Annotated in this window: 29 protein-coding genes; 20 read left to right on the forward strand and 9 right to left on the reverse strand. The window is 36.1% G+C overall.

What is annotated here, in order from left to right; genetic code table 11:
- The first annotated feature begins 267 nt into the window (after nt 1-267).
- On the forward strand, nt 268-1041 hold the full coding sequence (locus SB773_RS09565) for a Cof-type HAD-IIB family hydrolase (protein WP_002014845.1): 774 nt from the start codon (nt 268-270) through the stop codon (nt 1039-1041).
- 62 nt (nt 1042-1103) lie between these two features.
- Here the strand turns inward: SB773_RS09565 and def are convergent, their stop codons facing one another.
- Together def and SB773_RS09575 are read right to left on the reverse strand one after the other, a co-directional pair.
- Nucleotides 1104-1658, reverse strand: coding sequence for a peptide deformylase (def, locus tag SB773_RS09570; RefSeq protein ID WP_410589684.1), 555 nt, complete (start codon nt 1656-1658; stop codon nt 1104-1106).
- 167 nt (nt 1659-1825) lie between these two features.
- The gene (locus tag SB773_RS09575; RefSeq protein ID WP_002014847.1) at nt 1826-1975 is read right to left on the reverse strand and encodes a YjcZ family sporulation protein; all 150 of its coding nucleotides are present in this window, start codon (nt 1973-1975) and stop codon (nt 1826-1828) included.
- Nucleotides 1976-2488: 513 nt separating this feature from the next.
- Here SB773_RS09575 and pdhA point away from each other — a divergent pair.
- The 5 genes from pdhA (at nt 2489) to SB773_RS09600 (ending at nt 7829) form a co-directional block, all read left to right on the forward strand.
- Nucleotides 2489-3604, forward strand: coding sequence for a pyruvate dehydrogenase E1 component subunit alpha (gene pdhA, locus SB773_RS09580; RefSeq protein WP_000536893.1), 1116 nt, complete (start codon nt 2489-2491; stop codon nt 3602-3604).
- A 3-nt stretch (nt 3605-3607) separates the two neighbouring features.
- Entirely contained in the window at nt 3608-4585 is a 978-nt protein-coding gene (pdhB, locus tag SB773_RS09585; RefSeq protein WP_000068162.1) for a pyruvate dehydrogenase complex E1 component subunit beta, read from the forward strand.
- A gap of 93 nt (nt 4586-4678) precedes the next feature.
- On the forward strand, nt 4679-5971 hold the full coding sequence (gene pdhC, locus SB773_RS09590; protein ID WP_002033838.1) for a pyruvate dehydrogenase complex dihydrolipoyllysine-residue acetyltransferase: 1293 nt from the start codon (nt 4679-4681) through the stop codon (nt 5969-5971).
- 5 nt (nt 5972-5976) lie between these two features.
- A complete protein-coding gene (gene lpdA, locus SB773_RS09595; RefSeq protein WP_002014851.1) occupies nt 5977-7389 on the forward strand; it encodes a dihydrolipoyl dehydrogenase in 1413 nt (470 codons plus the stop codon).
- A gap of 212 nt (nt 7390-7601) precedes the next feature.
- A complete protein-coding gene (locus tag SB773_RS09600) occupies nt 7602-7829 on the forward strand; it encodes a hypothetical protein (RefSeq protein ID WP_002088334.1) in 228 nt (75 codons plus the stop codon).
- A 1-nt stretch (nt 7830) separates the two neighbouring features.
- Here the strand turns inward: SB773_RS09600 and SB773_RS09605 are convergent, their stop codons facing one another.
- Entirely contained in the window at nt 7831-8223 is a 393-nt protein-coding gene (locus SB773_RS09605) for a DUF1885 family protein (RefSeq protein WP_002014853.1), read from the reverse strand.
- Nucleotides 8224-8357: 134 nt separating this feature from the next.
- Here SB773_RS09605 and SB773_RS09610 point away from each other — a divergent pair, with 134 nt between their 5' ends.
- From SB773_RS09610 to SB773_RS09625, 4 genes are all read left to right on the forward strand, one after another.
- The gene (locus SB773_RS09610) at nt 8358-8654 is read left to right on the forward strand and encodes a DUF3055 domain-containing protein (protein ID WP_000462037.1); all 297 of its coding nucleotides are present in this window, start codon (nt 8358-8360) and stop codon (nt 8652-8654) included.
- Nucleotides 8655-8849: 195 nt separating this feature from the next.
- Nucleotides 8850-8978, forward strand: a complete 129-nt coding sequence (locus SB773_RS09615) for a GapA-binding peptide SR1P (RefSeq protein WP_000536778.1) — start codon at nt 8850-8852, stop codon at nt 8976-8978.
- 59 nt (nt 8979-9037) lie between these two features.
- Nucleotides 9038-9166 carry a GapA-binding peptide SR1P gene (locus tag SB773_RS09620; protein ID WP_002033839.1) on the forward strand — a complete coding sequence of 43 codons (129 nt, stop codon included), beginning with the start codon at nt 9038-9040 and terminating at the stop codon, nt 9164-9166.
- A gap of 44 nt (nt 9167-9210) precedes the next feature.
- Nucleotides 9211-9339, forward strand: a complete 129-nt coding sequence (locus tag SB773_RS09625; RefSeq protein ID WP_002111497.1) for a GapA-binding peptide SR1P — start codon at nt 9211-9213, stop codon at nt 9337-9339.
- Between the two features lie 37 nt (nt 9340-9376).
- Here the strand turns inward: SB773_RS09625 and SB773_RS09630 are convergent, their stop codons facing one another.
- Entirely contained in the window at nt 9377-10207 is an 831-nt protein-coding gene (locus tag SB773_RS09630; RefSeq protein ID WP_002066931.1) for a protein-glutamine gamma-glutamyltransferase, read from the reverse strand.
- Nucleotides 10208-10825: 618 nt separating this feature from the next.
- Nucleotides 10826-12298, reverse strand: a complete 1473-nt coding sequence (speA, locus tag SB773_RS09635; protein WP_002138117.1) for an arginine decarboxylase — start codon at nt 12296-12298, stop codon at nt 10826-10828.
- 383 nt (nt 12299-12681) lie between these two features.
- Here speA and SB773_RS09640 point away from each other — a divergent pair, with 383 nt between their 5' ends.
- Nucleotides 12682-12951, forward strand: coding sequence for a UPF0223 family protein (locus SB773_RS09640; protein WP_002066915.1), 270 nt, complete (start codon nt 12682-12684; stop codon nt 12949-12951).
- A gap of 80 nt (nt 12952-13031) precedes the next feature.
- Here SB773_RS09640 and SB773_RS09645 read toward each other — a convergent pair whose 3' ends face one another.
- Nucleotides 13032-13658 (reverse strand): YktB family protein, encoded by a 627-nt coding sequence (locus SB773_RS09645; RefSeq protein ID WP_002014864.1) that lies wholly within the window; start codon nt 13656-13658, stop codon nt 13032-13034.
- Between the two features lie 206 nt (nt 13659-13864).
- Here SB773_RS09645 and SB773_RS09650 point away from each other — a divergent pair, with 206 nt between their 5' ends.
- Together SB773_RS09650 and SB773_RS09655 are read left to right on the forward strand one after the other, a co-directional pair.
- Nucleotides 13865-14053: a hypothetical protein gene (locus SB773_RS09650; RefSeq protein ID WP_002121995.1), complete on the forward strand. Its 189-nt coding sequence runs from the start codon at nt 13865-13867 to the stop codon at nt 14051-14053.
- A gap of 88 nt (nt 14054-14141) precedes the next feature.
- Nucleotides 14142-14933, forward strand: a complete 792-nt coding sequence (locus SB773_RS09655) for an inositol monophosphatase family protein (RefSeq protein ID WP_002033721.1) — start codon at nt 14142-14144, stop codon at nt 14931-14933.
- 44 nt (nt 14934-14977) lie between these two features.
- Here the strand turns inward: SB773_RS09655 and SB773_RS09660 are convergent, their stop codons facing one another.
- Entirely contained in the window at nt 14978-15157 is a 180-nt protein-coding gene (locus SB773_RS09660) for a DUF5325 family protein (protein WP_000400127.1), read from the reverse strand.
- A 140-nt stretch (nt 15158-15297) separates the two neighbouring features.
- Here SB773_RS09660 and typA point away from each other — a divergent pair, with 140 nt between their 5' ends.
- The 3 genes from typA to SB773_RS09675 all read left to right on the forward strand — a co-directional run bounded on the left by typA (nt 15298) and on the right by SB773_RS09675 (nt 17893).
- Complete coding sequence (gene typA, locus SB773_RS09665; RefSeq protein WP_002014867.1) at nt 15298-17142, forward strand: translational GTPase TypA; 1845 nt, start codon at nt 15298-15300, stop codon at nt 17140-17142.
- A gap of 158 nt (nt 17143-17300) precedes the next feature.
- The gene (locus SB773_RS09670; RefSeq protein WP_000893662.1) at nt 17301-17603 is read left to right on the forward strand and encodes a YlaH-like family protein; all 303 of its coding nucleotides are present in this window, start codon (nt 17301-17303) and stop codon (nt 17601-17603) included.
- A 14-nt stretch (nt 17604-17617) separates the two neighbouring features.
- Nucleotides 17618-17893 carry a hypothetical protein gene (locus SB773_RS09675; RefSeq protein WP_410589693.1) on the forward strand — a complete coding sequence of 92 codons (276 nt, stop codon included), beginning with the start codon at nt 17618-17620 and terminating at the stop codon, nt 17891-17893.
- Nucleotides 17894-17928: 35 nt separating this feature from the next.
- Here SB773_RS09675 and SB773_RS09680 read toward each other — a convergent pair whose 3' ends face one another.
- Nucleotides 17929-18129: a YlaI family protein gene (locus SB773_RS09680; protein ID WP_113735484.1), complete on the reverse strand. Its 201-nt coding sequence runs from the start codon at nt 18127-18129 to the stop codon at nt 17929-17931.
- 145 nt (nt 18130-18274) lie between these two features.
- Here SB773_RS09680 and SB773_RS09685 point away from each other — a divergent pair, with 145 nt between their 5' ends.
- Entirely contained in the window at nt 18275-18730 is a 456-nt protein-coding gene (locus SB773_RS09685; protein ID WP_002014791.1) for a PNPOx family protein, read from the forward strand.
- Nucleotides 18731-18976: 246 nt separating this feature from the next.
- On the forward strand, nt 18977-20305 hold the full coding sequence (locus SB773_RS09690; protein ID WP_002088317.1) for a PhoH family protein: 1329 nt from the start codon (nt 18977-18979) through the stop codon (nt 20303-20305).
- A gap of 49 nt (nt 20306-20354) precedes the next feature.
- Here the strand turns inward: SB773_RS09690 and SB773_RS09695 are convergent, their stop codons facing one another.
- The gene (locus tag SB773_RS09695; RefSeq protein ID WP_289404556.1) at nt 20355-20852 is read right to left on the reverse strand and encodes a molybdopterin-binding protein; all 498 of its coding nucleotides are present in this window, start codon (nt 20850-20852) and stop codon (nt 20355-20357) included.
- Nucleotides 20853-21002: 150 nt separating this feature from the next.
- Here SB773_RS09695 and SB773_RS09700 point away from each other — a divergent pair, with 150 nt between their 5' ends.
- Entirely contained in the window at nt 21003-21290 is a 288-nt protein-coding gene (locus SB773_RS09700) for an Fpa/YlaN family protein (protein ID WP_000135698.1), read from the forward strand.
- A 125-nt stretch (nt 21291-21415) separates the two neighbouring features.
- On the forward strand, nt 21416-22594 hold the full coding sequence (locus SB773_RS09705) for an FtsW/RodA/SpoVE family cell cycle protein (protein ID WP_060749580.1): 1179 nt from the start codon (nt 21416-21418) through the stop codon (nt 22592-22594).
- Nucleotides 22595-22816 lie beyond the last annotated feature (222 nt).

A 22816-nucleotide genomic window follows, 5' to 3' on the forward strand; every position in this document is an offset into this window, starting at 1 on the left:
AATCTTGTTCTTTTTAGTATAGTGTAAGTTATCTTGTAGTAACGATTAGTAGCCGTTAGTTATAGATATAGTATGAGGAAGAATAGAAAAGAAAATTCATCCGAACAAGTATCCACATTTTTTCACTAATAGTATATGCACATTTCATAAATAAGGTCAGAAAGTGAACGCTTTCTTCACAGATGTTTAATATGTTATACTTTTTTTTGAAATTTGAAAAGTGATAATCAAAATAGGAATATAGAGTGCCAGAAAGGATTTTGACAAATGAATGATAAAATTGTCTTTTTTGATATTGATGGAACATTATTAGATCATGATAAGAAAATTCCGCAATCTACAAGAGATGCAGTAAGAGATTTACAAGAAAAAGGTGTGCATGTAGCGATTGCGACAGGGCGTGCGCCATTTATGTTTGAAGATATTCGTGAGGAACTCAATATACATAACTATGTTAGTTTTAACGGGCAGTATGTTGTATTTGAGGATGAGGTATTATTTAATAATCCATTACATCCTGATGCTCTACATAAGTTTACTCAGTTTGCAAAACAAGAAGGATATCCACTTGTATATCTTGACCATCAAGAAATGAGAGCGTCAGTGGAATATCATGATTATGTAAAAGAAGGTTTTGGAAGCTTACAATTCGAGCATCCGGCATATGAACCTGATTTTTATGAGAAACGCGATATTTATCAAACGCTTCTTTTTTGTGAAGTAAACGAAGAAGAAAAGTTTATTCATCATTATCCAGATTTTCATTTTATACGCTGGCATGCATATTCAATGGATATTATCCCTAATGGTGGTTCTAAGGCAAAAGGGATTGAGAAGTTTATTGAGAAAATAGGATTTAATCGTGAACAAGTATATGCATTTGGGGACGGATTAAATGATTTAGAAATGATTGAAGCAGTAGGAACGGGCATTGTGATGGGGAATGGTCATGAGGATTTGAAAAAACTTGCTAATTATGTGACAAAAGATGTTAATGAAGACGGTATTTATCACGGATTAAAGTGGGCTGGCTTGTTATAAGTAAGTGTGGAACCCATTTCATATAATAAAAAGGCGGAAGGTTAACTTCCGCCTTTTTACTATTATCGCTCGAGAGGTTTTGAATCATCGGGAGCCACAAATGGATTGTCTTTATTAATATGGTCATAGAACATAACACCGTTTAAATGGTCGATTTCATGTTGGAATACAATTGCTGGTAAACCTTTTAATCGCAGTTTTACGTCTTCACCGTTAATCGTTGTTGCCTTTACTGTAATTCTCGTGTAACGAGGGACATAACCAGGTACTTCACGGTCTACAGATAGACAGCCTTCACCATTTTGTAAATATGTACGTTCAACAGAATGACTAATGATTTTTGGGTTAAATAATGCGTAGCTATATAACGTATCGTTCGTATCAGTTACATGAACCGCAATCATTTTCTTTGAAATACCGATTTGCGGAGCCGCTAATCCGATTCCGGGGCGTAAATTATATTTTTCAGCCATTTCAGGGTCCTGGCTATTTATTACAAATTCAATCATTTCTTTAAGAGTAATTGTATCTTCCTCGCTAGCAGGTAAGGAGACCTCTTCTGCGACGTCGCGCAAAATAGGATTTCCTTCACGAATTACCTCATTCATTGTAAGCATATGTAATCTCTCCTTTCTCCTTTAGTCTACCAAAGGAGATAAAAAAAGTCATCGGCAAGTAAGGAAGAGCTACTTGGAAACAAATCTTCTACAGATAAGTTATGTAATAAAAAGAAAAGACGGCAAAGCCGTCTGTTTCTTTCCATAGTTGTTTCATTTTACATTAATTAGCGAATGCAAGCAGCACCAACGATAATTAAAAGGATAAACAACACAACGATTAAGGCGAAGCCGCTTCCAGATCCGCCACAAGAACCGCCATAACCGTAGGAAGGATATGAACAAGTTGTTGGATAGCAATATGAGTATCCGTACATGAGATGACCTCCTTTATCATTTCCCGCTAATACTGCGGTTACTATAATGTATGGAGGAATGATCAGAAATGTATAGGTATTTACCTATAAAAGGAAGAAGTGTTTGTATAATTTTCTTGAGAAGAGAGAAAAACTAAGGAGAATTAAATCGTTTACATATTATTCTAAGAGAAAAAATAAGTTAAAAAGGGAATAATATAACAGCAGGTTATTGCTTACTAATACAGATGTGAAAAATAAAAACACGTTTGTGTAGAGGAAACCGGCATATTATTTATAAAAAAACGTATTCAAAGTAATTGACATCGTAATTAGAATAGTTGTAAACTAAAAAACGTGATCAAGATTGTATTAATATGTTTTTGAAAAAACATTAGTACAGATTGTTAGGTACACAAAATTATTCTCAACCGACAAACAAATTTGTTGGTTTACATTGTTGCGCTTTCAGTCTAGCTAATAGATAGTGAAAGCGTTTCAGAATATGGTTCAAGAGAGGAAGAGGTGAACGGAATGGGTACTAAAACAAAAAAGACCCTATTTAATGTTGATGAGCAAATGAAAGCTATCGCAGCTCAATTTGAAACATTACAAATTTTAAATGAAAAAGGCGAAGTTGTGAATGAAGCAGCTATGCCTGAATTATCTGATGATCAATTAAAAGAATTAATGCGCCGTATGGTGTATACTCGCGTACTAGATCAACGTTCTATTTCTTTAAACCGTCAAGGACGTTTAGGTTTCTACGCACCAACTGCTGGACAAGAGGCTTCTCAATTAGCAAGTCATTTCGCACTTGAAGCAGAAGATTTCATCTTACCAGGATATCGTGACGTTCCACAATTAGTGTGGCACGGTCTACCATTATACCAAGCATTCTTATTCTCTCGTGGACATTTCATGGGTAACCAAATGCCTGAGAATGTAAATGCACTTGCTCCACAAATCATTATCGGTGCGCAAATCATCCAAACTGCTGGTGTTGCGTTAGGTATGAAATTACGTGGTAAAAAATCTGTTGCAATTACTTACACTGGTGACGGTGGTGCTTCACAAGGTGACTTCTACGAAGGTATGAACTTTGCGGGTGCATTCAAAGCTCCAGCAATCTTCGTTGTACAAAACAACCGTTATGCAATCTCTACTCCAGTAGAAAAGCAATCTGCAGCTAAAACTGTAGCACAAAAAGCAGTAGCAGCAGGTATTTACGGAATTCAAGTAGACGGTATGGATCCATTAGCTGTATACGCAGCAACTGCTTTCGCTCGTGAGCGCGCAGTAAATGGCGAAGGTCCTACTTTAATCGAGACTTTAACATTCCGTTATGGTCCACATACAATGGCTGGTGATGACCCAACTCGTTACCGTACAAAAGATATCGAAAACGAATGGGAACAAAAAGATCCAATCGTACGCTTCCGTGCATTCTTAGAAAACAAAGGCCTATGGTCTCAAGAAGTTGAAGAGAAAGTTATCGAAGAAGCAAAAGAAGATATCAAACAAGCAATTGCTAAGGCTGACCAAGCTCCAAAACAAAAAGTTACTGATTTAATGGAAATCATGTACGAAAAAATGCCTTACAACTTAGCTGAACAATATGAAATTTACAAAGAAAAGGAGTCGAAGTAAGCCATGGCTCAAATGACAATGATTCAAGCAATCACTGATGCTTTACGCGTTGAAATGAAAAATGATCCTAACGTACTTGTGTTTGGTGAAGACGTTGGTGTAAACGGCGGAGTATTCCGTGCTACTGAAGGTTTACAAGCTGAATTCGGTGAAGATCGTGTAATGGATACTCCACTTGCAGAGTCTGGTATTGGTGGACTTGCAGTTGGACTTGCACTTGAAGGCTTCCGTCCAGTTCCAGAAATCCAATTCTTCGGTTTCATTTATGAAGTAATGGATTCAGTTTCTGGTCAATTAGCTCGTATGCGTTACCGTTCTGGTGGACGTTGGACTGCTCCAGTAACAATTCGTTCTCCATTCGGTGGTGGTGTTCATACTCCTGAACTACATGCTGATAGCTTAGAAGGATTAGTGGCACAACAACCTGGTCTAAAAGTTGTTATTCCATCTACTCCATACGATGCAAAAGGTCTTTTAATCTCTGCGATTCGTGACAACGATCCAGTTATCTACTTAGAGCATATGAAATTGTACCGTTCATTCCGTCAAGATGTACCAGAAGGTGATTACACAATTGATTTAGGCAAAGCTGACATCAAACGTGAAGGTACAGATGTATCTGTTATCGCTTATGGTGCTATGGTTCATGCTGCATTAAAAGCTGCTGAAGAACTTGAAAAAGAAGGTATCTCTTTAGAGGTTGTTGACTTACGTACAGTTCAACCATTAGATATCGAAACAATCATCGCTTCTGTTGAAAAAACAGGCCGCGTAGTTGTAGTTCAAGAAGCTCAAAAACAAGCTGGTATTGCAGCTAACGTTGTAGCGGAAATTAACGACCGTGCAATCTTAAACTTAGAAGCTCCAGTTGTACGTGTTGCAGCTGCTGATACAGTATTCCCATTCTCTCAAGCTGAGAGCGTATGGTTACCAAACCATAAAGATATTGTTGAAGCTGTTAACAAAGTAATGAACTTCTAATTTTTAGTTTTTCATGTGCAAAAGAAATCAGCACATGCTGGTTTCTTTTGTACATATTCCATAATAATGAAATGAATCAGGGGGCTGAATTCCGTGGCATTTGAATTTAAACTACCAGATATCGGTGAAGGTATCCACGAAGGTGAAATCGTAAAATGGTTTATTAAACCAGGCGATGAAGTAAATGAAGACGATGTACTTCTTGAAGTACAAAATGATAAAGCAGTAGTAGAAATCCCTTCTCCTGTTAAAGGTAAAGTACTTGAAGTACTTGTAGAAGAAGGAACAGTTGCAATTGTAGGAGATACATTAATTAAATTTGATGCTCCTGGATACGAAAACCTTAAATTTAAAGGTGACGATCATGATGAAGCTCCAAAAGCTGAAGAAGCAGCAGTAGAAGCTCCAGCAGCGGAAACTACTCCAGCAGCAACTGCAGAAGTAGTAAATGAGCGAGTAATCGCTATGCCATCTGTTCGTAAATATGCTCGTGAAAAAGGTGTAGATATTCATAAAGTAGCTGGTTCTGGTAAGAACGGCCGTGTTGTGAAAACTGACATCGATGCATTTGCAAATGGTGGACAAACTGTAGCAGCAACTGAGGCTCCAGCAGCAGTAGAAGCTACTCCAGCAGCAGCAGCGAAAGAAGAAGCACCAAAAGCACAACCAATCCCAGCTGGTGAATATCCAGAAACTCGTGAGAAAATGAGTGGTATCCGTAAAGCGATTGCGAAAGCAATGGTTAACTCTAAGCATACAGCTCCTCACGTAACATTAATGGATGAAGTAGATGTAACAGAACTTGTTGCTCACCGTAAGAAGTTCAAAGCTGTTGCAGCTGACAAAGGTATTAAATTAACTTACCTTCCATACGTTGTAAAAGCTTTAACATCTGCATTACGTGAATTCCCAATGTTGAATACTGCTTTAGACGATGCTTCTCAAGAAATCGTTCATAAACATTACTTCAACATCGGTATCGCAGCTGATACAGACAAAGGTCTATTAGTACCAGTTGTTAAAGATACAGATCGTAAATCTATCTTTACTATTTCTAACGAGATCAATGAACTTGCTGGTAAAGCACGTGATGGTCGTTTAGCTCCAACTGAAATGAAAGGTGCTTCTTGCACAATTACAAACATTGGTTCTGCAGGTGGACAATGGTTCACTCCAGTTATCAATCACCCAGAAGTAGCAATCCTTGGTATCGGCCGTATCGCTGAGAAACCAGTTGTGAAAAACGGTGAAATCGTTGCAGCTCCAGTATTAGCATTATCTCTAAGCTTTGACCATCGTTTAATTGACGGCGCAACTGCTCAAAAAGCATTAAACCAAATTAAACGTCTATTGAATGACCCACAATTATTAGTAATGGAGGCGTAATAACAATGGTAGTAGGAGATTTCCCAATTGAATTAGATACAGTCGTTGTTGGTGCAGGTCCTGGTGGATACGTTGCGGCAATTCGTGCAGCACAATTAGGTCAAAAGGTAGCGATTATTGAAAAATCTAACCTTGGTGGCGTATGCTTAAACGTTGGATGTATTCCTTCAAAAGCGTTAATCAATGCAGGTCATCGTTATGAGAATGCAATGCATTCTGATGACATGGGTATCACTGCAGAGAACGTAAAAGTTGACTTTACAAAAGTTCAAGAATGGAAAAACGGCGTAGTTAAGAAATTAACTGGCGGTGTTGAAGGCCTTCTTAAAGGTAACAAAGTTGAAATCATTCGCGGTGAAGCTTACTTCGTAGATGCTAATACATTACGCGTAATGACTGAAGATGCAGCACAAACTTATACGTTTAAAAATGCTGTTCTTGCAACTGGTTCTACACCAATCGAAATTCCAGGATTCAAATACTCTAAACGTGTTATCAACTCTACAGGCGCTTTAAGCTTACCTGAAATTCCTAAAAAACTTGTTGTAATCGGCGGCGGTTACATCGGTATGGAATTAGGTACTGCATATGCTAACTTCGGTACAGAAGTTACTGTAGTAGAAGCTGGCGACGAAATCTTAGCTGGTTTCGAAAAAGCTATGAGCTCTGTTGTTAAACGTGCTCTACAGAAAAAAGGTAACGTAAATATCCATACAAAAGCTATGGCTAAAGGCGTTGAAGAAACAGAAACTGGCGTAAAAGTTAGCTTTGAAGTTAACGGTGAAATCCAAACTGTAGAAGCGGATTACGTATTAGTAACTGTAGGTCGTCGTCCAAACACTCAAGAAATCGGTCTTGAGCAAGTTGGAATTAAAATGACTGACCGTGGCATTATCGAAATTGATGAGCAATGCCGTACAAATATTTCAAACATCTATGCAATCGGTGATATCGTTCCTGGACCACCATTAGCTCACAAAGCTTCTTACGAAGGTAAAGTAGCTGTTGAAGTAATTAGTGGCCATGCATCAGCAATCGATTACATCGGAATTCCTGCAGTATGCTTCACTGATCCAGAATTAGCATCTGTTGGTTACACTAAGAAACAAGCTGAAGAAGCAGGAATGACAGTAGCTGTATCTAAGTTCCCATTCGCTGCAAACGGTCGTGCGTTATCATTAAACAGCACTGACGGTTTCTTACAACTTGTAACGCGTAAAGAAGATGGTCTTCTTGTAGGTGCACAAGTTGCAGGTGCAGGTGCTTCTGATATTATCTCTGAGATTGGTTTAGCTATCGAAGCTGGAATGACAGCTGAAGATATCGCTCAAACAATCCATGCTCACCCAACATTAGGTGAGATCACAATGGAAGCAGCTGAAGTTGCTCTTGGAATGCCAATTCACATTGTAAAATAATTTAAGTAATGTAAATACCCCATCTCTTATTTAAAGAGATGGGGTATTTTTATTTTCATAAAATGACTTGCAAGGTCTTTATATGTACTTGTCGAATGAATATATAATACTTTAAATGAACCGTTAGCATATATGCCGTTATATAATATGTAATTGATTCAAACTTAATCCCATATATTAATAAAATAGAGCATGTCAAAGGAGAAGGTTCCATGAGAATATTACATGTTATATTTTATCATTTTCTATTATGGAGTGGTTTTTCCATTGTATTAACATTATCGAATGGTGATAAGTTTCATTATAAAGTAATTCTCTTTTTCGTATTTCTTTATTTGGCATATGTGATTGCATGTTTTGTATTACACGTAAGAAAGCAGGCATTATTCCTTACGTGTTCAAATTGCATACTTTTTTTAATCATATTCTCTATTTTTTAAATTAACGTTTATAGAAATACATTGTTCTTCCATTAAATAGTTGTAACTCTCCTTCTAATTTCTTCGCTAGAAAACGGCTAAATTCATTTGCTTTTCCTTTATCACCAAATGTTGCTGTAGTAGGCAAAGAAACCTGAATAAAAGATTGTTCCTTTTCTATTCCAATCCCAACATAAATAGAATCATATCGATCGTGACTCGATTGGAGTTTTAATGTTGTTGCTGATGTATCTAATATTTCATAAGGAAAAGCTGTATTTGTATAAGCATAATTAATTTGATCACCAGTCTTGGAAGTAACGGTTTTATAGTTATGAAAAAGATGTTTAACATCTTCTATTGAAACAGATTGTTGATTGGATTTAGGTACAAGTGTGATAAAGGCGTGTTGCATACAAATTCCCCCTTAGCTTAGTAGAATAATATCATTCTACATCCTACTGAATTTTTTGACAATTAAAAGGAGTATTACTTTTTTTGTTTAATATATTAATGAGTAGGAAGTGTTATTTAGAAAGGTGGAAACTCATGTTTGAAAAATTGTATGATGAGCATGAAAGTGTGAAGGTACGATTTTTAGGATTTATGACGCATGATACACGTTATGATTTTGGAGTTATTTATACAAATATGTTTTTTGGAAAGCCACTTATTGTTTGTATGCAAACAGGGAGATCTACTTTGCTTGGGAGAGATGATGTAGAAAATGTTCCATATATACAGGAAACTTTTAAGTTAGGATCGGAAGAGGAGGCGGAGGAGTTAGCTCAGTTTTTTAAATTTCTTGTTCCGTCTACTTCTTTGCATGCGGAGTATGAAGAATAATTAACAAGAAACAGTCGTACGTATGAGATATGGCTGTTTTTTTGTGTTAATATCGCATACTAATTTAATTTTAAAATATTTAATGTGTTATACTAAAAACCTATTGACGTAAAAAGTATAACATATTAAAATAAAGACAGAAAGTTAAGCGGTTACAAAAGTTTTTGGGATTATAAACTTAGGGGGAAATGAAAAATGGGAACAATCGTATGTCAAGATTGTGAAGGTACAATTGCACACTTCGAGGATGAGAAAGTAACGGTACTTTACGGGAAATGTGGATCTTGCGGATGTGATCACACAGAACATACAAAAGCCCAATAATTGATAGGAAATTGACAGCTAAAAGTTTTTAGGACCATAAACTTAGGGGGAAATGAAAAATGGGAACAATCGTATGCCAAGTTTGTGAAGGAACAATCGGACATTTTGAAGATGAGAAAACGACAGTACTTTATGGGAAATGTGGTTCCAATTGTGACTGTGCTAGTAGAGACAATGCGAAAGCTTAATCATATATAAGTAGATTATTCTTTAAACTCAGGGGGAAATGAAAATGGGAACAATCGTATGCCAAGTTTGTGAAGGAACAATCGGACATTTTGAAGATGAAAAATCAACAGTACTTTATGGGAAATGTGGATCTCATTGCGAATGTGACCATACAGAACATACAAAAGCTTAATAATTAAGAAAAAACGCCTACACATGTAGGCGTTTTTTTAATAGATTGTAGTTGTATGCCCGACTGTTGCAACAATTGCATCATCTCTAATAGGAATAAATCCTATTGATGTTTGTGGCGTGTTAGGAGGGGCATATTGACTCATCATACGGCTATCAATACGAGTAATAAAATCGGTTAAATAAGCTGAAATAAAAGCATAAGGAATCCTTCGTTCATTTAATGAATAAATAATTTCCTCTTTCGTTTTTACGCCTACGCCATGTCCGTAAAAAAAGAAGTTTCCTAGATAGATTGTATTTTCTCCTTGCCACTCAATCGTAGCTGGATTAACTTGTGGATTTTTAAAGTAAACGAGGTCACCTGGAACGATATCGCCACTCGTTTTTGTTATGAGCTTTAAGTCGCGATCGTAGTCCCATGTATAAAGTAAGAGGTTTGCGAATAGACGGTTGAAAGTTTTTTCCTCATATAATGATAGTAATGCTTTGTAAAAAATGATAATCATTGCGGTGGCACATTCAGTTCCATATAGTTTTCCGTTTTTAAAAATATCTTGGATGGCAATGGAAGGGGCTATGTTTGGGAGTAGTTGAAATCCGCCAAGTGATGTTCTTTCCCAAAACTGAGGGTTGCAAAAAGATTGTTGAAACGTACGAAACTGAAATCCACTTTGAAAAAGTTCTAGCGCGGAAGTAATAATATTAACTCGTAAATTAAGATCAAAGCTGAGTTCATCGGCTGTTCGGAAGGAATAAACTTCTTGATTTCCCGCCATTATGGATAAAATCTGTTGTTTTTCAGCTGCAAATGGCTCATATTCATTTGTGATATAAGGGTGTACAATAGAACGGCCTATCACAATCATAATGGTATCCCCACCTATACGTTACAGATTTCGCGATACGGGAAAGCTTATATTGGACTTTAGACATAGGATGAAAGTATCGCTTTTTCATAGAAAAACATTTATCCCGCTATTTGCGGGCAGTAAGAATTCCACCTCAAAATTCGGCTGGAGCCCTGCTGCCCGTAAACGCCCGATTGGTGAAGGCTAATAATCAGTGGGGATGAACAAAACCCCACTGATTAAAGTTTCACTTTATATTTTGGTAGACTTTAACTACAGACAAGTACAAGTCTTTAAAACGCCAATGTGTTCTTTGAAAAAAGATAGCATAGGGAGTTCGATAGCCGAATTCAAGCTATCGGTAAAATGATATGTGTCGTCAAGAACAAGACGCTAAAACACCTGAACACGAATCTGTACGGTATGGTATAGTACCGTAGCTCACGAACCTATACGATTTGTTGTGAGAGTGGTGATGGCACACCGCAATCTTGCACGTCAGCGATACCAGAAATGGACTTCGCCTTAGGTAGCAAGAATCCCACTGATGTTAGTCAGCTTGCCCCATTAGGGTGGGAATGTCAAATTCTTTAGTATCGTATGAAAAAAAGAGAAAAAAGGTGAAAGAAAAGCCTATCAACTGATAGGCTTGTACTCTTTAATAACACGTAATGTTTGTAATGTCATATCTTCAGGACCTTGTACAGGTAACCCAGCTTCTAAATTTTTAAGAATATACTCTAAGTTATCTTGTGTAATAATTTCCCCCGGAGTAAAGATTGGAATCCCTGGCGGATAAACCATAACAAAATCAGCTATAATACGACCTGCTGCGTTTTCAAATGGAATGACTTCTGTTTCTGAATAAAAAGCATCTCTAGGAGAAAGTGCTAGCACAGGTATTTCTGGTATTTCTACTTGTACTTGAACACCTTTGTCTGCTCTATTTCTATATGTTGCTGCTAAATCTTGTAATGCTGTAATAAGTGTATCTGTTTCACTTTCTGTATCTCCAAATGTGATAAGACAAAGTATGTTATATAAATCAGAGAGTTCTACTTCAATGTTGTAATGTTCTCTAAGCCATACTTCAGCCTGATGGCCTGTAATACCTAAATCTTTTACAGATACAATTATCTTTGTAGGATCATAGTTAAAAGTAGCATCTGTTCCTAGCATTTCTTTTCCGGGACAATAAAGATGCTCAATAGCATTAATAGCATTACGAACATGCTCAGCTAATTGTATTGTTTGTTCTATGAGAGCTGTTCCTTCTGTAGCAAGACGTTTTCTAGCAACATCAAGGGATGCTAACAAAATGTAAGAAGTTGATGTAGTCGTAAGCATGCTAATAATGGATTGGACATGCTTTACGTTCACAAGACCTTCTTTTACATTAAGAATAGAGCTTTGGGTTAAAGACCCACCTAATTTGTGAACACTTGTTGCTGCCATATCTGCACCTGCTTGCATAGCCGATATTGGTAGTTCATCATGAAAATGGATATGAACACCGTGAGCCTCATCAACAAGTACAGGAATATCGTAAGAATGAGCTAATTCTACAATCTGCTCTAAATCTGCAGCAAACCCAAAATATGTTGGATTTATAACAAGTAAGCCTTTCGCATCTGAGTGCTCTTCAAGAGCCTTTTTGACAGATTGAATTGTGATCCCATGTGAAATACCGAGCTTCGGATCAATTTCAGGATGCATGAAAATTGGTTTTGCACCTGAGAAAATAATAGCTGACATTACTGATTTATGCACATTCCGTGGCACGAGGATTTTATCCCCAGGACCGCACACGCTCATCACCATTGTCATAATTGCACCACTTGTACCTTGAATAGAAAAGAACGTATGATCTGCACCGAAAGCAGCGGCTGCTAAATCCTGTGCTTCTTTAATCATACCCTTTGGATGATGTAAATCATCGAGCGGCGCAATATTAATTAAATCAATTGCTAATGCATTATGCCCAATAAATTCGCGAAATGTAGGGTCCATGCCCTGCCCTTTTTTATGACCAGGAATATGGAATTGAACTGGATTTCGCTTACTGTGCTCAACTAAAGCGGTAAACAATGGTGTTTCGTATTGGGACAATCTATACACCCCTTCTTCTTCGTAATATTTATTAGAGTTTGTTTTATATGATTGCATCTCATTCTAAAAGCAAATTAAGATGGAAAACTTTTAGAACTTGACTTGTTTTTCTGCCATTCGCAAAAGCCTTTTTTGGGATGGTAGTCTCACTTTATTTTCTATAAAACAAAAGCATTATATCACCAATAATTATAGATGTATAGAAAAATCGCATTTTCAAGGTGAGTATGTTTAATAGTTATATTTTAAATACTGCAAAGAGGAAGACAATTCCATTGAAATGGATAAATGGTGTATAATGCAGAGTGGCTATAGTGAAGAATAAAAGGTTGTCTTAAAGGTAGCATAATGGAAAAAGAAAGAATACTGAATGAGGTGCAAAAATGGAATATCAATATCCACTTGATTACAATTGGTCAAATGAAGAAATGGTAGCAGTTGTAAAGTTTTATGAAGCGATTGAAAAGGTATACGAAAAAGGAGTTTTGAGAGAAGATTTGATGGAATTATATCGTCGTTTTAAAGAGATTGTGCCATCGAAGGCAGCGGAGAAAAAAATTGATAAAGAATTTCAAGAAGTAAGTGGATATTCTATATATCGTACGATTCAAAAAGCAAAGGAAGTAGCAGAAAAAAAGATTGTTAAAATGTAAAAATATTTTGAAAAATAAAATATGAAGTGCTATAATGTGATAACAACTAAAAACGGACAATATAAATTGTCCGTTTTCTACTATCGATTACAAAGTGCATATAAAGGAAGGAGTGGTTGCATCGTAGATTCAATCTTAGCAAGGAATTGTTCGTTGGTCATTGCTGAAAACTCCTCTGGTGATATATGAATACCGACTAATAACTCTGCTTTTTTCACAGTAGCTAAACGTTCAATCATCTTTTGTAAGTCTTCCGTTTCAAGCGTTTTATGTAGTTTTACACCTGGTTTAGTATGGTCAATGGACCAAACGAAGTCATTTGGAATATTTGTTTTTAAATCATTTAAATGTTCTAAGAAGGCGTGAGCCGTCTCCACTTTTTGTGGACACTCATAGATTAAACCAAAGTATATGAAGGCGTGAGTACCCCATAAACCAATTTGAAAGTGTGGTAACATTTTATATCCACGTTTATTTGTTGAAAAAGCAACCCAAGTATCGTTTGGTGGATTGACTTTGCGGCGTGCATGTTTTGCTACATGGTAGAAAAAGTTTTCATCAGTTTGTTGTGATAAATATTCTGCAAATTGTTCCCCTAAAGCTTCTAGCTTAGGATGAATATTCGTTTTAATTGCGCTCATTCGTTCTTCAAGACCATCAACAGTAAAGACTTCAAAATCAGTTGATGTGAATGTTTGTAGTGTCATGATTGTTCCTCCAACTCCTATTTTGTTTTAATTTTAGCATAGCTTGTACTATTCATAAAAAAAACATCACAAAAAAATTTAAATAAAAAAATATAATTATGTTGCATAGATGATTTATCCAACATAGTATAGTATAAAACAAAAAATCAGAAAATTGAATCAATTCTAGTCCGAGGGCAGACGAATATTGGGAGGAGGCAAAAAAAATGAGACAGGTGATTAATGCGTTAAAGAGAACAGATGCTGAAAAGAGAATTCCGGTGCTACGTTTGGAGCTAGATTATGAATTAGCAACTTTATATGATGCGATGATGGATAACGACAAACAGAAAAAAGAAGAGTGCGTACAAAAATTAGAAGTGTTAAGACTTGAAATGATCCGTTTAGAAGCGTAATAATAGTATATGTATAAATAATTAGTTGGTGCGAACCTTATAAAGGGTTCGTTTTTTCTGTGAACAGTATAGATCGGAGTGTTTAAACATGCAAGAAGTATGGAAAGACATCGATACACACGCGAAACAGTGGATTCGAGAAGCCGGAGAACAATTAATGGCGTCACTGAAAAAAACACTTATTATAGAAACAAAGTCAAATGCAGCTGATCTAGTAACAAATATGGACCGAGAAACGGAGCAGTTTTTAATTGGGAAAATTAAAGAAACATTCCCGGCTCATAATATTTTAGGAGAAGAAGGCTATGGAGATGAGATTACCTCTTCTAATGGGGTTGTTTGGTTAATTGATCCAATTGATGGCACGATGAACTTTGTTCATCAAAAAAGAAATTTCGCAATCTCAATCGGGATTTATGAGAACGGTATCGGAAAGATTGGTCTTATTTATGATCCGGTTCATGACGAACTATATCATGCGGTAAAGGGAGAAGGGGCTTTTTGCAATGATTTAGCTATTCCCATGTTGGAAAAAGGAACGGTAGAGCATGGAGTTATAGCTTTGAATGCGATATGGCTTACTGATAATCCATTGCTTAATATGGAAAAAATGATGATGCTCGTTAAGAAGGCGAGAGGTACGAGGTCATATGGTTGTGCAGCGTTAGAAATGGTATATGTTGCCACGGGAAGATTAGATGCATATGTAACACCGCGCTTATCGCCATGGGACTTTGGCGGGGGACAGATTATTGTAGAGGAAGTTGGCGGTAAAGTGACAACGTTCTTGGGAACGCCTCTTTCTATTGTAGAGAAAAGCAGTGTGTTAGTGGCAAAACCAGGAGTATACGAAGAATTATTACCATTTGTATCGCAATAATGAAAAAAAGTAAGAGGCATAAAGAAGCTTCTTACTTTTTAATGTTATTGCGATTTACGCATTTTTCTTTTTGTTACAAAACCGTATCCAACTGTAACAAATGTGCCGATAATGCAAATAATAATGCCGATGGGACTATTTTCAGCAATCATAATTCCGATACCAATTAAGAAGATAACACCGATAATTGCTGTTAATAAAAAGCGATATTGAATGTGTTCCATTTCTTCACCCTCCAATCTTATTTTACTTTCACAAAAGTAAGAATACAACTATATTTTCATTCTTGATTTTATTTTGATTGCCATTGTATCCCCTTCGCTCTTATAATAGAGAAGGATTAAAAAGACATTAGGAGTTGGACATGTTGAAAAAACGACAAGATTTACGAAATATAGCAATTATTGCCCACGTTGACCATGGTAAAACAACACTTGTTGACCAGTTATTACGTCAAGCGGGGACGTTCCGTGCGAATGAACATATTGAAGAACGCGCAATGGACTCAAATGATCTAGAAAGAGAACGTGGTATTACAATTTTAGCGAAGAATACTGCGATTCACTATGAAGATAAAAGAATTAACATTTTAGATACACCTGGTCACGCTGACTTCGGTGGAGAAGTAGAACGTATCATGAAAATGGTTGATGGTGTTCTACTTGTAGTTGATGCATATGAAGGTTGTATGCCACAAACACGATTTGTTTTAAAGAAAGCTCTTGAGCAAAACTTAACTCCAATCGTTGTTGTAAACAAAATTGACCGTGACTTCGCTCGCCCTGATGAAGTAGTTGATGAAGTAGTTGACTTATTCATCGAACTTGGTGCAAACGAAGATCAATTAGAGTTCCCAGTTGTATTTGCATCAGCAATGAACGGAACAGCAAGCTTAGATTCAAATCCAGCAAATCAAGAAGAGAATATGAAATCATTGTTTGACACAATCATTGAACATATTCCAGCACCAATTGATAACAGCGAAGAGCCACTTCAATTCCAAGTAGCACTTCTTGATTACAATGACTATGTTGGTCGTATTGGGGTTGGACGCGTATTCCGCGGTACAATGAAAGTAGGACAACAAGTTGCATTAATGAAAGTTGACGGAAGTGTAAAACAATTCCGTGTAACTAAATTATTTGGTTACATTGGATTAAAACGTCAAGAAATTGAAGAAGCAAAAGCTGGAGATTTAGTAGCTGTTTCAGGTATGGAAGACATTAACGTAGGTGAAACGGTATGTCCGGTTGAGCATGAAGAGGCTTTACCATTATTACGTATTGATGAGCCAACATTACAAATGACATTCCTTGTAAATAACAGCCCATTTGCAGGTCGTGAAGGTAAATTCATTACTTCTCGTAAAATTGAAGAGCGTCTTCGTTCACAATTAGAGACAGATGTAAGTTTACGTGTAGATAATACAGATTCTCCTGATGCATGGATCGTATCTGGACGCGGAGAGTTACATTTATCTATCTTAATTGAAAACATGCGTCGTGAAGGTTATGAACTACAAGTATCTAAGCCTGAAGTAATTATTAAAGATGTCGATGGCGTAAGAAGTGAGCCTGTAGAGCGCGTACAAATCGATGTTCCTGAAGAATACACTGGTTCTATTATGGAATCAATGGGCGCACGTAAAGGTGAAATGTTAGATATGGTGAATAACGGAAACGGTCAAGTTCGCCTTACTTTCATGGTTCCAGCACGTGGGTTAATTGGTTACACAACAGAATTCCTAACATTAACTCGTGGTTATGGTATTTTAAACCACACATTTGATTGCTACCAACCAGTACATGCTGGACAAGTGGGTGGACGTCGTCAAGGTGTTCTAGTTTCACTTGAAGCAGGAAAAGCATCACAATACGGTATTATGCAAGTTGAAGACCGTGGTGTAATCTTCGTTGAACCAGGTACAGAAGTATATGCTGGTATGATCGTTGGAGAACATACACGTGAGAATGATTTAACAGTTAACGTTGTAAAAATGAAACAACAAACGAACATTCGTTCTGCAACGAAAGATCAAACTTCAACAATGAAAAAACCACGCTTAATGACTTTAGAAGAGTCATTAGAGTACTTAAACGATGATGAGTTCTGTGAAGTAACTCCAGAATCAATTCGTCTACGTAAAAAGATTCTTGATAAGAGTGAGCGCGAAAGAGCTGCTAAGAAAAAGAAATCTGTAGAAGCGTAAAAATAAAAAAACAACTACCTTTATAAAAGGTAGTTGTTTTTTTATTTTGTTTATTTTTAGAATATTTATTCTTTTTTGTGGACAGTATTTTTTTTGCGAGTTACTCTTGTATTAAGTACATAAAGAAAATTTGTTTTTATGAGAAGGGAGGAAAGATAGTGTTAGAAAGAATGTCATTTTTCGCGAAATTGTGCAAAGTTGATGAAAATCCAGAACTAGGGATGTGGTTACTTTATGGAACAATTATTATATTGAGTGCACTTGTATATAATTTAGGATTTGCAAGGAAGCTATCAGTGCTAAAAAATATAGTAATATACATATCTTTAGCAATTGGATGCACGGTATTAACTTTCTTTGCAGTTTTTTTACCAGTTGGAGAGGGGCTCGTTGTAGCGGCGATTGTACTTGGAATTTATAGATTACGTTTACGTCAAGCGAAACAACAAAAAGCAGGATAAAAAGGGGGAGTTTCATGCGCTCGGTACAAGATGCACTATATAATTGGTTAACAATTAAAACTGTTGCGGAAGCGCGTCCAGATGATAGCGCTGCACAAGAAACGTATGTATTATTTCGAAATATGATATATGAAGAGCATAAATTACGAAATGTAGAAGTGGAAAAGAACGAGGAAATGTATTTAATTACATATGGAATTGAGGGAGAAATAAGGTGTGCAAGATTTCCAGTAGAAGCAATTGATTGTTTTTTGGATCAGATGAATCGTGAACCAGAAAAATACAAATAAGTCCTTATCTATATGATTAAGGACTTATTTACGGTTTACCAATCGTCTTCTACTTTTTTATCACGATATAATCGGAAATTACCACTTGCATGGCGTTCCATAGTACGATCTGCAATGCGTTCCGTACATTCCATGCACATATATGTATGAATAGGGCGATTACGCAGTTTTTTTGCCATAGGATTTTCGTCATCTAACATATCTTTTTTATCACAAATCATACATCTGACTCTCATTTCGTCACCTCAATACGAATTCTATCAGTATAAGTATATCATGGAAGCATAATGTTTTTGAATAATAGCGGGAAAAAATAATATTTTCGCAATTCGAAAAATAGGTTATGATAAGGATATATAAATAATATTTGGAGGTGGAAATATGGCGAATGTAGTTGAGCCTACATTGACAGGTGATTTAGTACAATCTTTGCGTAAAGAGTGTATCGTTATGATAGCAACAACAGATTTCGAAAAACAAATTCCTAACGTAAGTGCTATTTCTTGGGTATATGCAGTGAGTGAAACTAGTATTCGATTTGCGGTAGATCAACGCTCACGTATTGTGGGGAATATACGGCATAGTGCAGGGGTTGTATTGACTATAATGGCGAATGAATCCGTATTTTCCATAAGTGGTGAAAGTGAAATTTTAACAGATAGAATGGAAGGGATTCCTCTAAAATTAACGGTAGTAGAAGTGAATGTACAAGAAGTTCGTGATGTTATGTTTTATGGTGCGAAACTTGCTACTGAACCAACATATGAAAAAACATATGATCTTCGAGCAGCTAAAAAGCTTGATAACCAAGTATTAGTAGGAATGAAAGAATTATAAAGAAGATGAATAGGAACATCGTTCATAAACTTTTACAAGTGAGTATTGTGATTTAATGTGAAAAATTATAATAAAAAGTAATATATTGAATAGAAATGAATAAAAAATAAAGAAAAGGTTTAATTTCTATGAGTTTCGATTCTACCTCGTTTTTACGGTACATATAATTATAACAATGGTTCGTCCATATTTTATGGATGAAACCCTTGTTCTACAAATTTAAAAGTGGAGTCAGGGGGTAACAGGTTGGATAAAATTTATGTGTTAGATACGAATGTACTTTTGCAGGATCCTTTATCTATTTTTTCATTTGCAACAAATGAAGTAGTGATTCCAGCAGTTGTATTAGAAGAGGTTGATTCGAAAAAACGTTATATGGATGAAGTAGGACGAAATGCTCGCTATGTATCTAAGTTAATCGACAAATTTCGCGAAATAGGAAAGCTGCATGAAAGTATTCCGTTAGAAAACGGCGGTACATTTCGTATTGAATTAAATCATCGCTCATTTGTTCAACTGCAAGATATTTTTGTAGAAAAAACAAATGATAATCGAATTTTAGCGGTAGCGAAAAACCTCTCTTTAGAAGAACAAGAAAAAGAGGACGGGAAATCAGTTATTTTAGTAAGTAAAGATGTACTCGTAAGGGTAAAAGCTGATGCAATCGGATTGCAGGCCGAAGATTATTTAAGTGACCGAGTAATCGAAGTGGAAAATATATATTCAGGATTTTTAGAAGGGTATATATCAAAAGAACAGTTAGATTATTTTTATGAAAAAGGTGAACTGCCTTTATCTGAAATCGCAAATCATCCTTTTTATCCAAATCAGTTTGTTGTAATGAAAGATGCACTAGGGGGTTCTAGTTCTGCACTTGGGATTGTGGATCATTTAGGTAAGAAGGTAAAAAAACTTATTTTTCACAATGAACAAGTGTGGGGGATACGCCCACGAAACGTGCAGCAAATTATGGGATTAGAATTGCTACTTCGGGAAGATATTCCACTTGTAACGTTAACAGGGAAAGCCGGTACAGGAAAAACGTTACTCGCATTAGCTTCGGGACTAATGCAAACGGAAGATTTAGGGTTATATAAAAAACTACTTGTCGCGAGACCAATTGTACCGGTAGGGAAAGATATAGGCTATTTACCAGGAGAGAAAGAGGAAAAATTAAGACCGTGGATGCAGCCGATTTTTGATAATCTAGAGTATTTATTCAATACGAAAAAGCCTGGGGAGCTAGATGCTATTTTAGCTGGGATGGGTTCGATTGAAGTAGAAGCGCTTACCTATATACGCGGGAGAAGTATTCCAGACCAATTCATTATAATTGACGAGGCACAAAATTTAACGAAGCATGAAGTAAAGACGATATTAACAAGGGTAGGCGAAAAAAGTAAGATTGTATTAATGGGGGATCCTCAGCAAATTGATCACCCGTATTTAGATGAATATAATAACGGTTTAACATATGTTGTAGAGAAGTTTAAAGAACAACGTATTAGTGGTCATGTAAAGTTTGTTAAAGGAGAGCGTTCTAATTTAGCACAACTAGCAGCGGATTTATTATAAAAAGGAGTGAGCTTAAGCTCACTCCTTTTTTGCCTTTTAATTATACAATTTAAATGATTGTAAATTTACGGATGTTACGAATCGGATTTTGTCTATTAGATCCATCATGGAAATATAGATGAACAGGCCCGTCTTCTCGTAATGGTTTACCTTCTTTTGAAAAACCGAGAATAGCTTTATGGGCTGTTTCTAACGGAAGTGTAATTGTATTGTCTGTGGTTGCAATTTCGACATGAGTAGCATCTTCTAAAATTTCAGCATTTTTTAGAAATGGATGAAGTGGTATGCCAAACGTCCCGTTAATAAGCTGTTCTTTTTTATATTTCTTTACACTTTGTTGTATTGGCGGGAAGGCAGCACCATCACGGATTTCGCGATCCCAATGCTCTGAAGTATGTTTTAAGTATGTTTCTAATTCGGATGATTCTTCTCTAGTTTCATCAAAGTAGGTTGTCAAATCTATTTTTCGATCATCGAAAATCCATACAGTTGGATCGATAGTGATTGGAAAACGAACTTTTCCATTAATAAATAAAATTTCGCTCATTGTTGTTCCCCCATTTGTGTTATACTCCCACTTTTCAGTATAATAGTATTAGACGCTGTTGTCACAAAAAATGTTTCTATTGCAATTTATTAAAACTATCGCTAATATTAATAGATATGAGAGAGTAGGACGGAAACGGAGGGAATCAATTTGGCGTCTGAGACAGTATCAAATCATCAGGAAAAGGCACTAGCCCTTCTACAAGCGGATGCAGAGAAGATTTTAAGACTTATTAAGGTACAAATGGACAATCTTACAATGCCGCAATGTCCATTATATGAAGAAGTTTTAGACACACAAATGTTTGGACTATCCCGCGAGGTCGATTTTGCGGTTCGCCTTGGTCTTATTGCAGAAGAACAAGGGAAAGCAATGTTAGGAGAGCTCGAACGTGAGTTGTCTGCACTTCATGAAGCATTTACAAACAAACAACAATAACGGGTTCAAATAAGGGGGCTCAAACTGAAATAGTTTGGGCTTTTTATTTGTATAATAAAGAAGGAAGAACCTATATACATATGGAATACAACAATAATTAAATTGAAACAGAAAGAGGAAATGAAATGAAAAAAGTATGGAAATCGATGGATTATTCCTTATTACTTCCTCTTGTTATCTTATGTGTGTTGGGAGTTATAATGGTATATAGTTCTAGTTCCATTGTTGCGATTTCGAGGTTTGATAAACCAGCAAATTTCTTTTTTAAAAGACAATTAATGACTTTGGCTGCTGGGACAATCATATTAATAATTATCGCTACTATCCCATATAAAGTGTGGAGGAAACGAATTTTTTTATTGGGGAGTTATGGTATTAGCATTGCATTATTAGCGGCAGCTGCATTTTTCACTAAGACAGTAAACGGCGCAAATGGATGGATATTTGGAATACAGCCTGCAGAATTTGTGAAGATAACTGTTATCCTCGTATTGGCTCATTTTTTTGCGAAAAGACAAGAAACGAATACGCCTGTTTTGAAAGGATCGGGACCGGTACTTTTTGGTGTTGGTTTAATCATGGTTTTAATTTTAAAGCAAAATGATTTAGGTACCGATTTGTTAATTGCAGGAACAGTAGGAATTATGTTTCTTTGTTCGGGAGTGCGGATTAATTTATGGATTAAACGAATTGTTTTAACTTCTATAGTATGGGTTCCGGCACTATATATTCTCGGTAATTATGCATTAAATCCATATCAAAAGGCACGATTTTCAGTTTTTCTTGATCCATTTAACGATCCTCAAAATGATGGGTTCCAATTAATAAATTCTTTTATTGGAATTGCTTCAGGAGGGCTAAATGGTCGAGGGTTAGGGAACAGTGTGCAAAAATATGGATACTTACCAGAACCGCAAACAGATTTTATTATGGCAATTATATCTGAAGAACTTGGATTTATAGGCGTAGCTGTCATTTTAATCTGTTTACTACTTATTATTATTCGGGCATTTAGGGTTGCACAAAAGTGCAGAGATCCGTTTGGAAGTTTAATAGCAATTGGAATTGCAAGTTTGTTTGGAGTTCAAACTTTTATAAATGTCGGTGGTATGTCTGGGTTAATACCGCTTACAGGGGTACCATTACCATTTGTTAGTTATGGTGGGAGTTCTTTGTTAGCTAATCTGCTTGCAATGGGTATACTGTTAAATATTGCTAGTTATGTAAAACGACAAGAGAAACAACAAAACAAATTGACTAACGAAATAGAACAAGGTGGACCGCATCTTGTTGTTGTAAAATAAAAAACACATTGAGCTCTAGAGTTCAATGTGTTTTTTATTTTGTTAGATTTTAAATGTGATACAATATTGATTGTTTTAAAACGAAAAGTATATTACATTTAAGTGAATGTGATATACAATATTGTTGTTAGAAAAGGAAGAGGTATGCTATACTATTTTTGTGAAACAAATTGATCAGAAAACTTATCATTTGTTGAAAAATAAGGTATGATGGATAAAAAT

The organism is Bacillus sp. SIMBA_074, from assembly GCF_046534555.1.
GTDB classification, from domain to species: Bacteria; Bacillota; Bacilli; order Bacillales; family Bacillaceae_G; genus Bacillus_A; species Bacillus_A mycoides.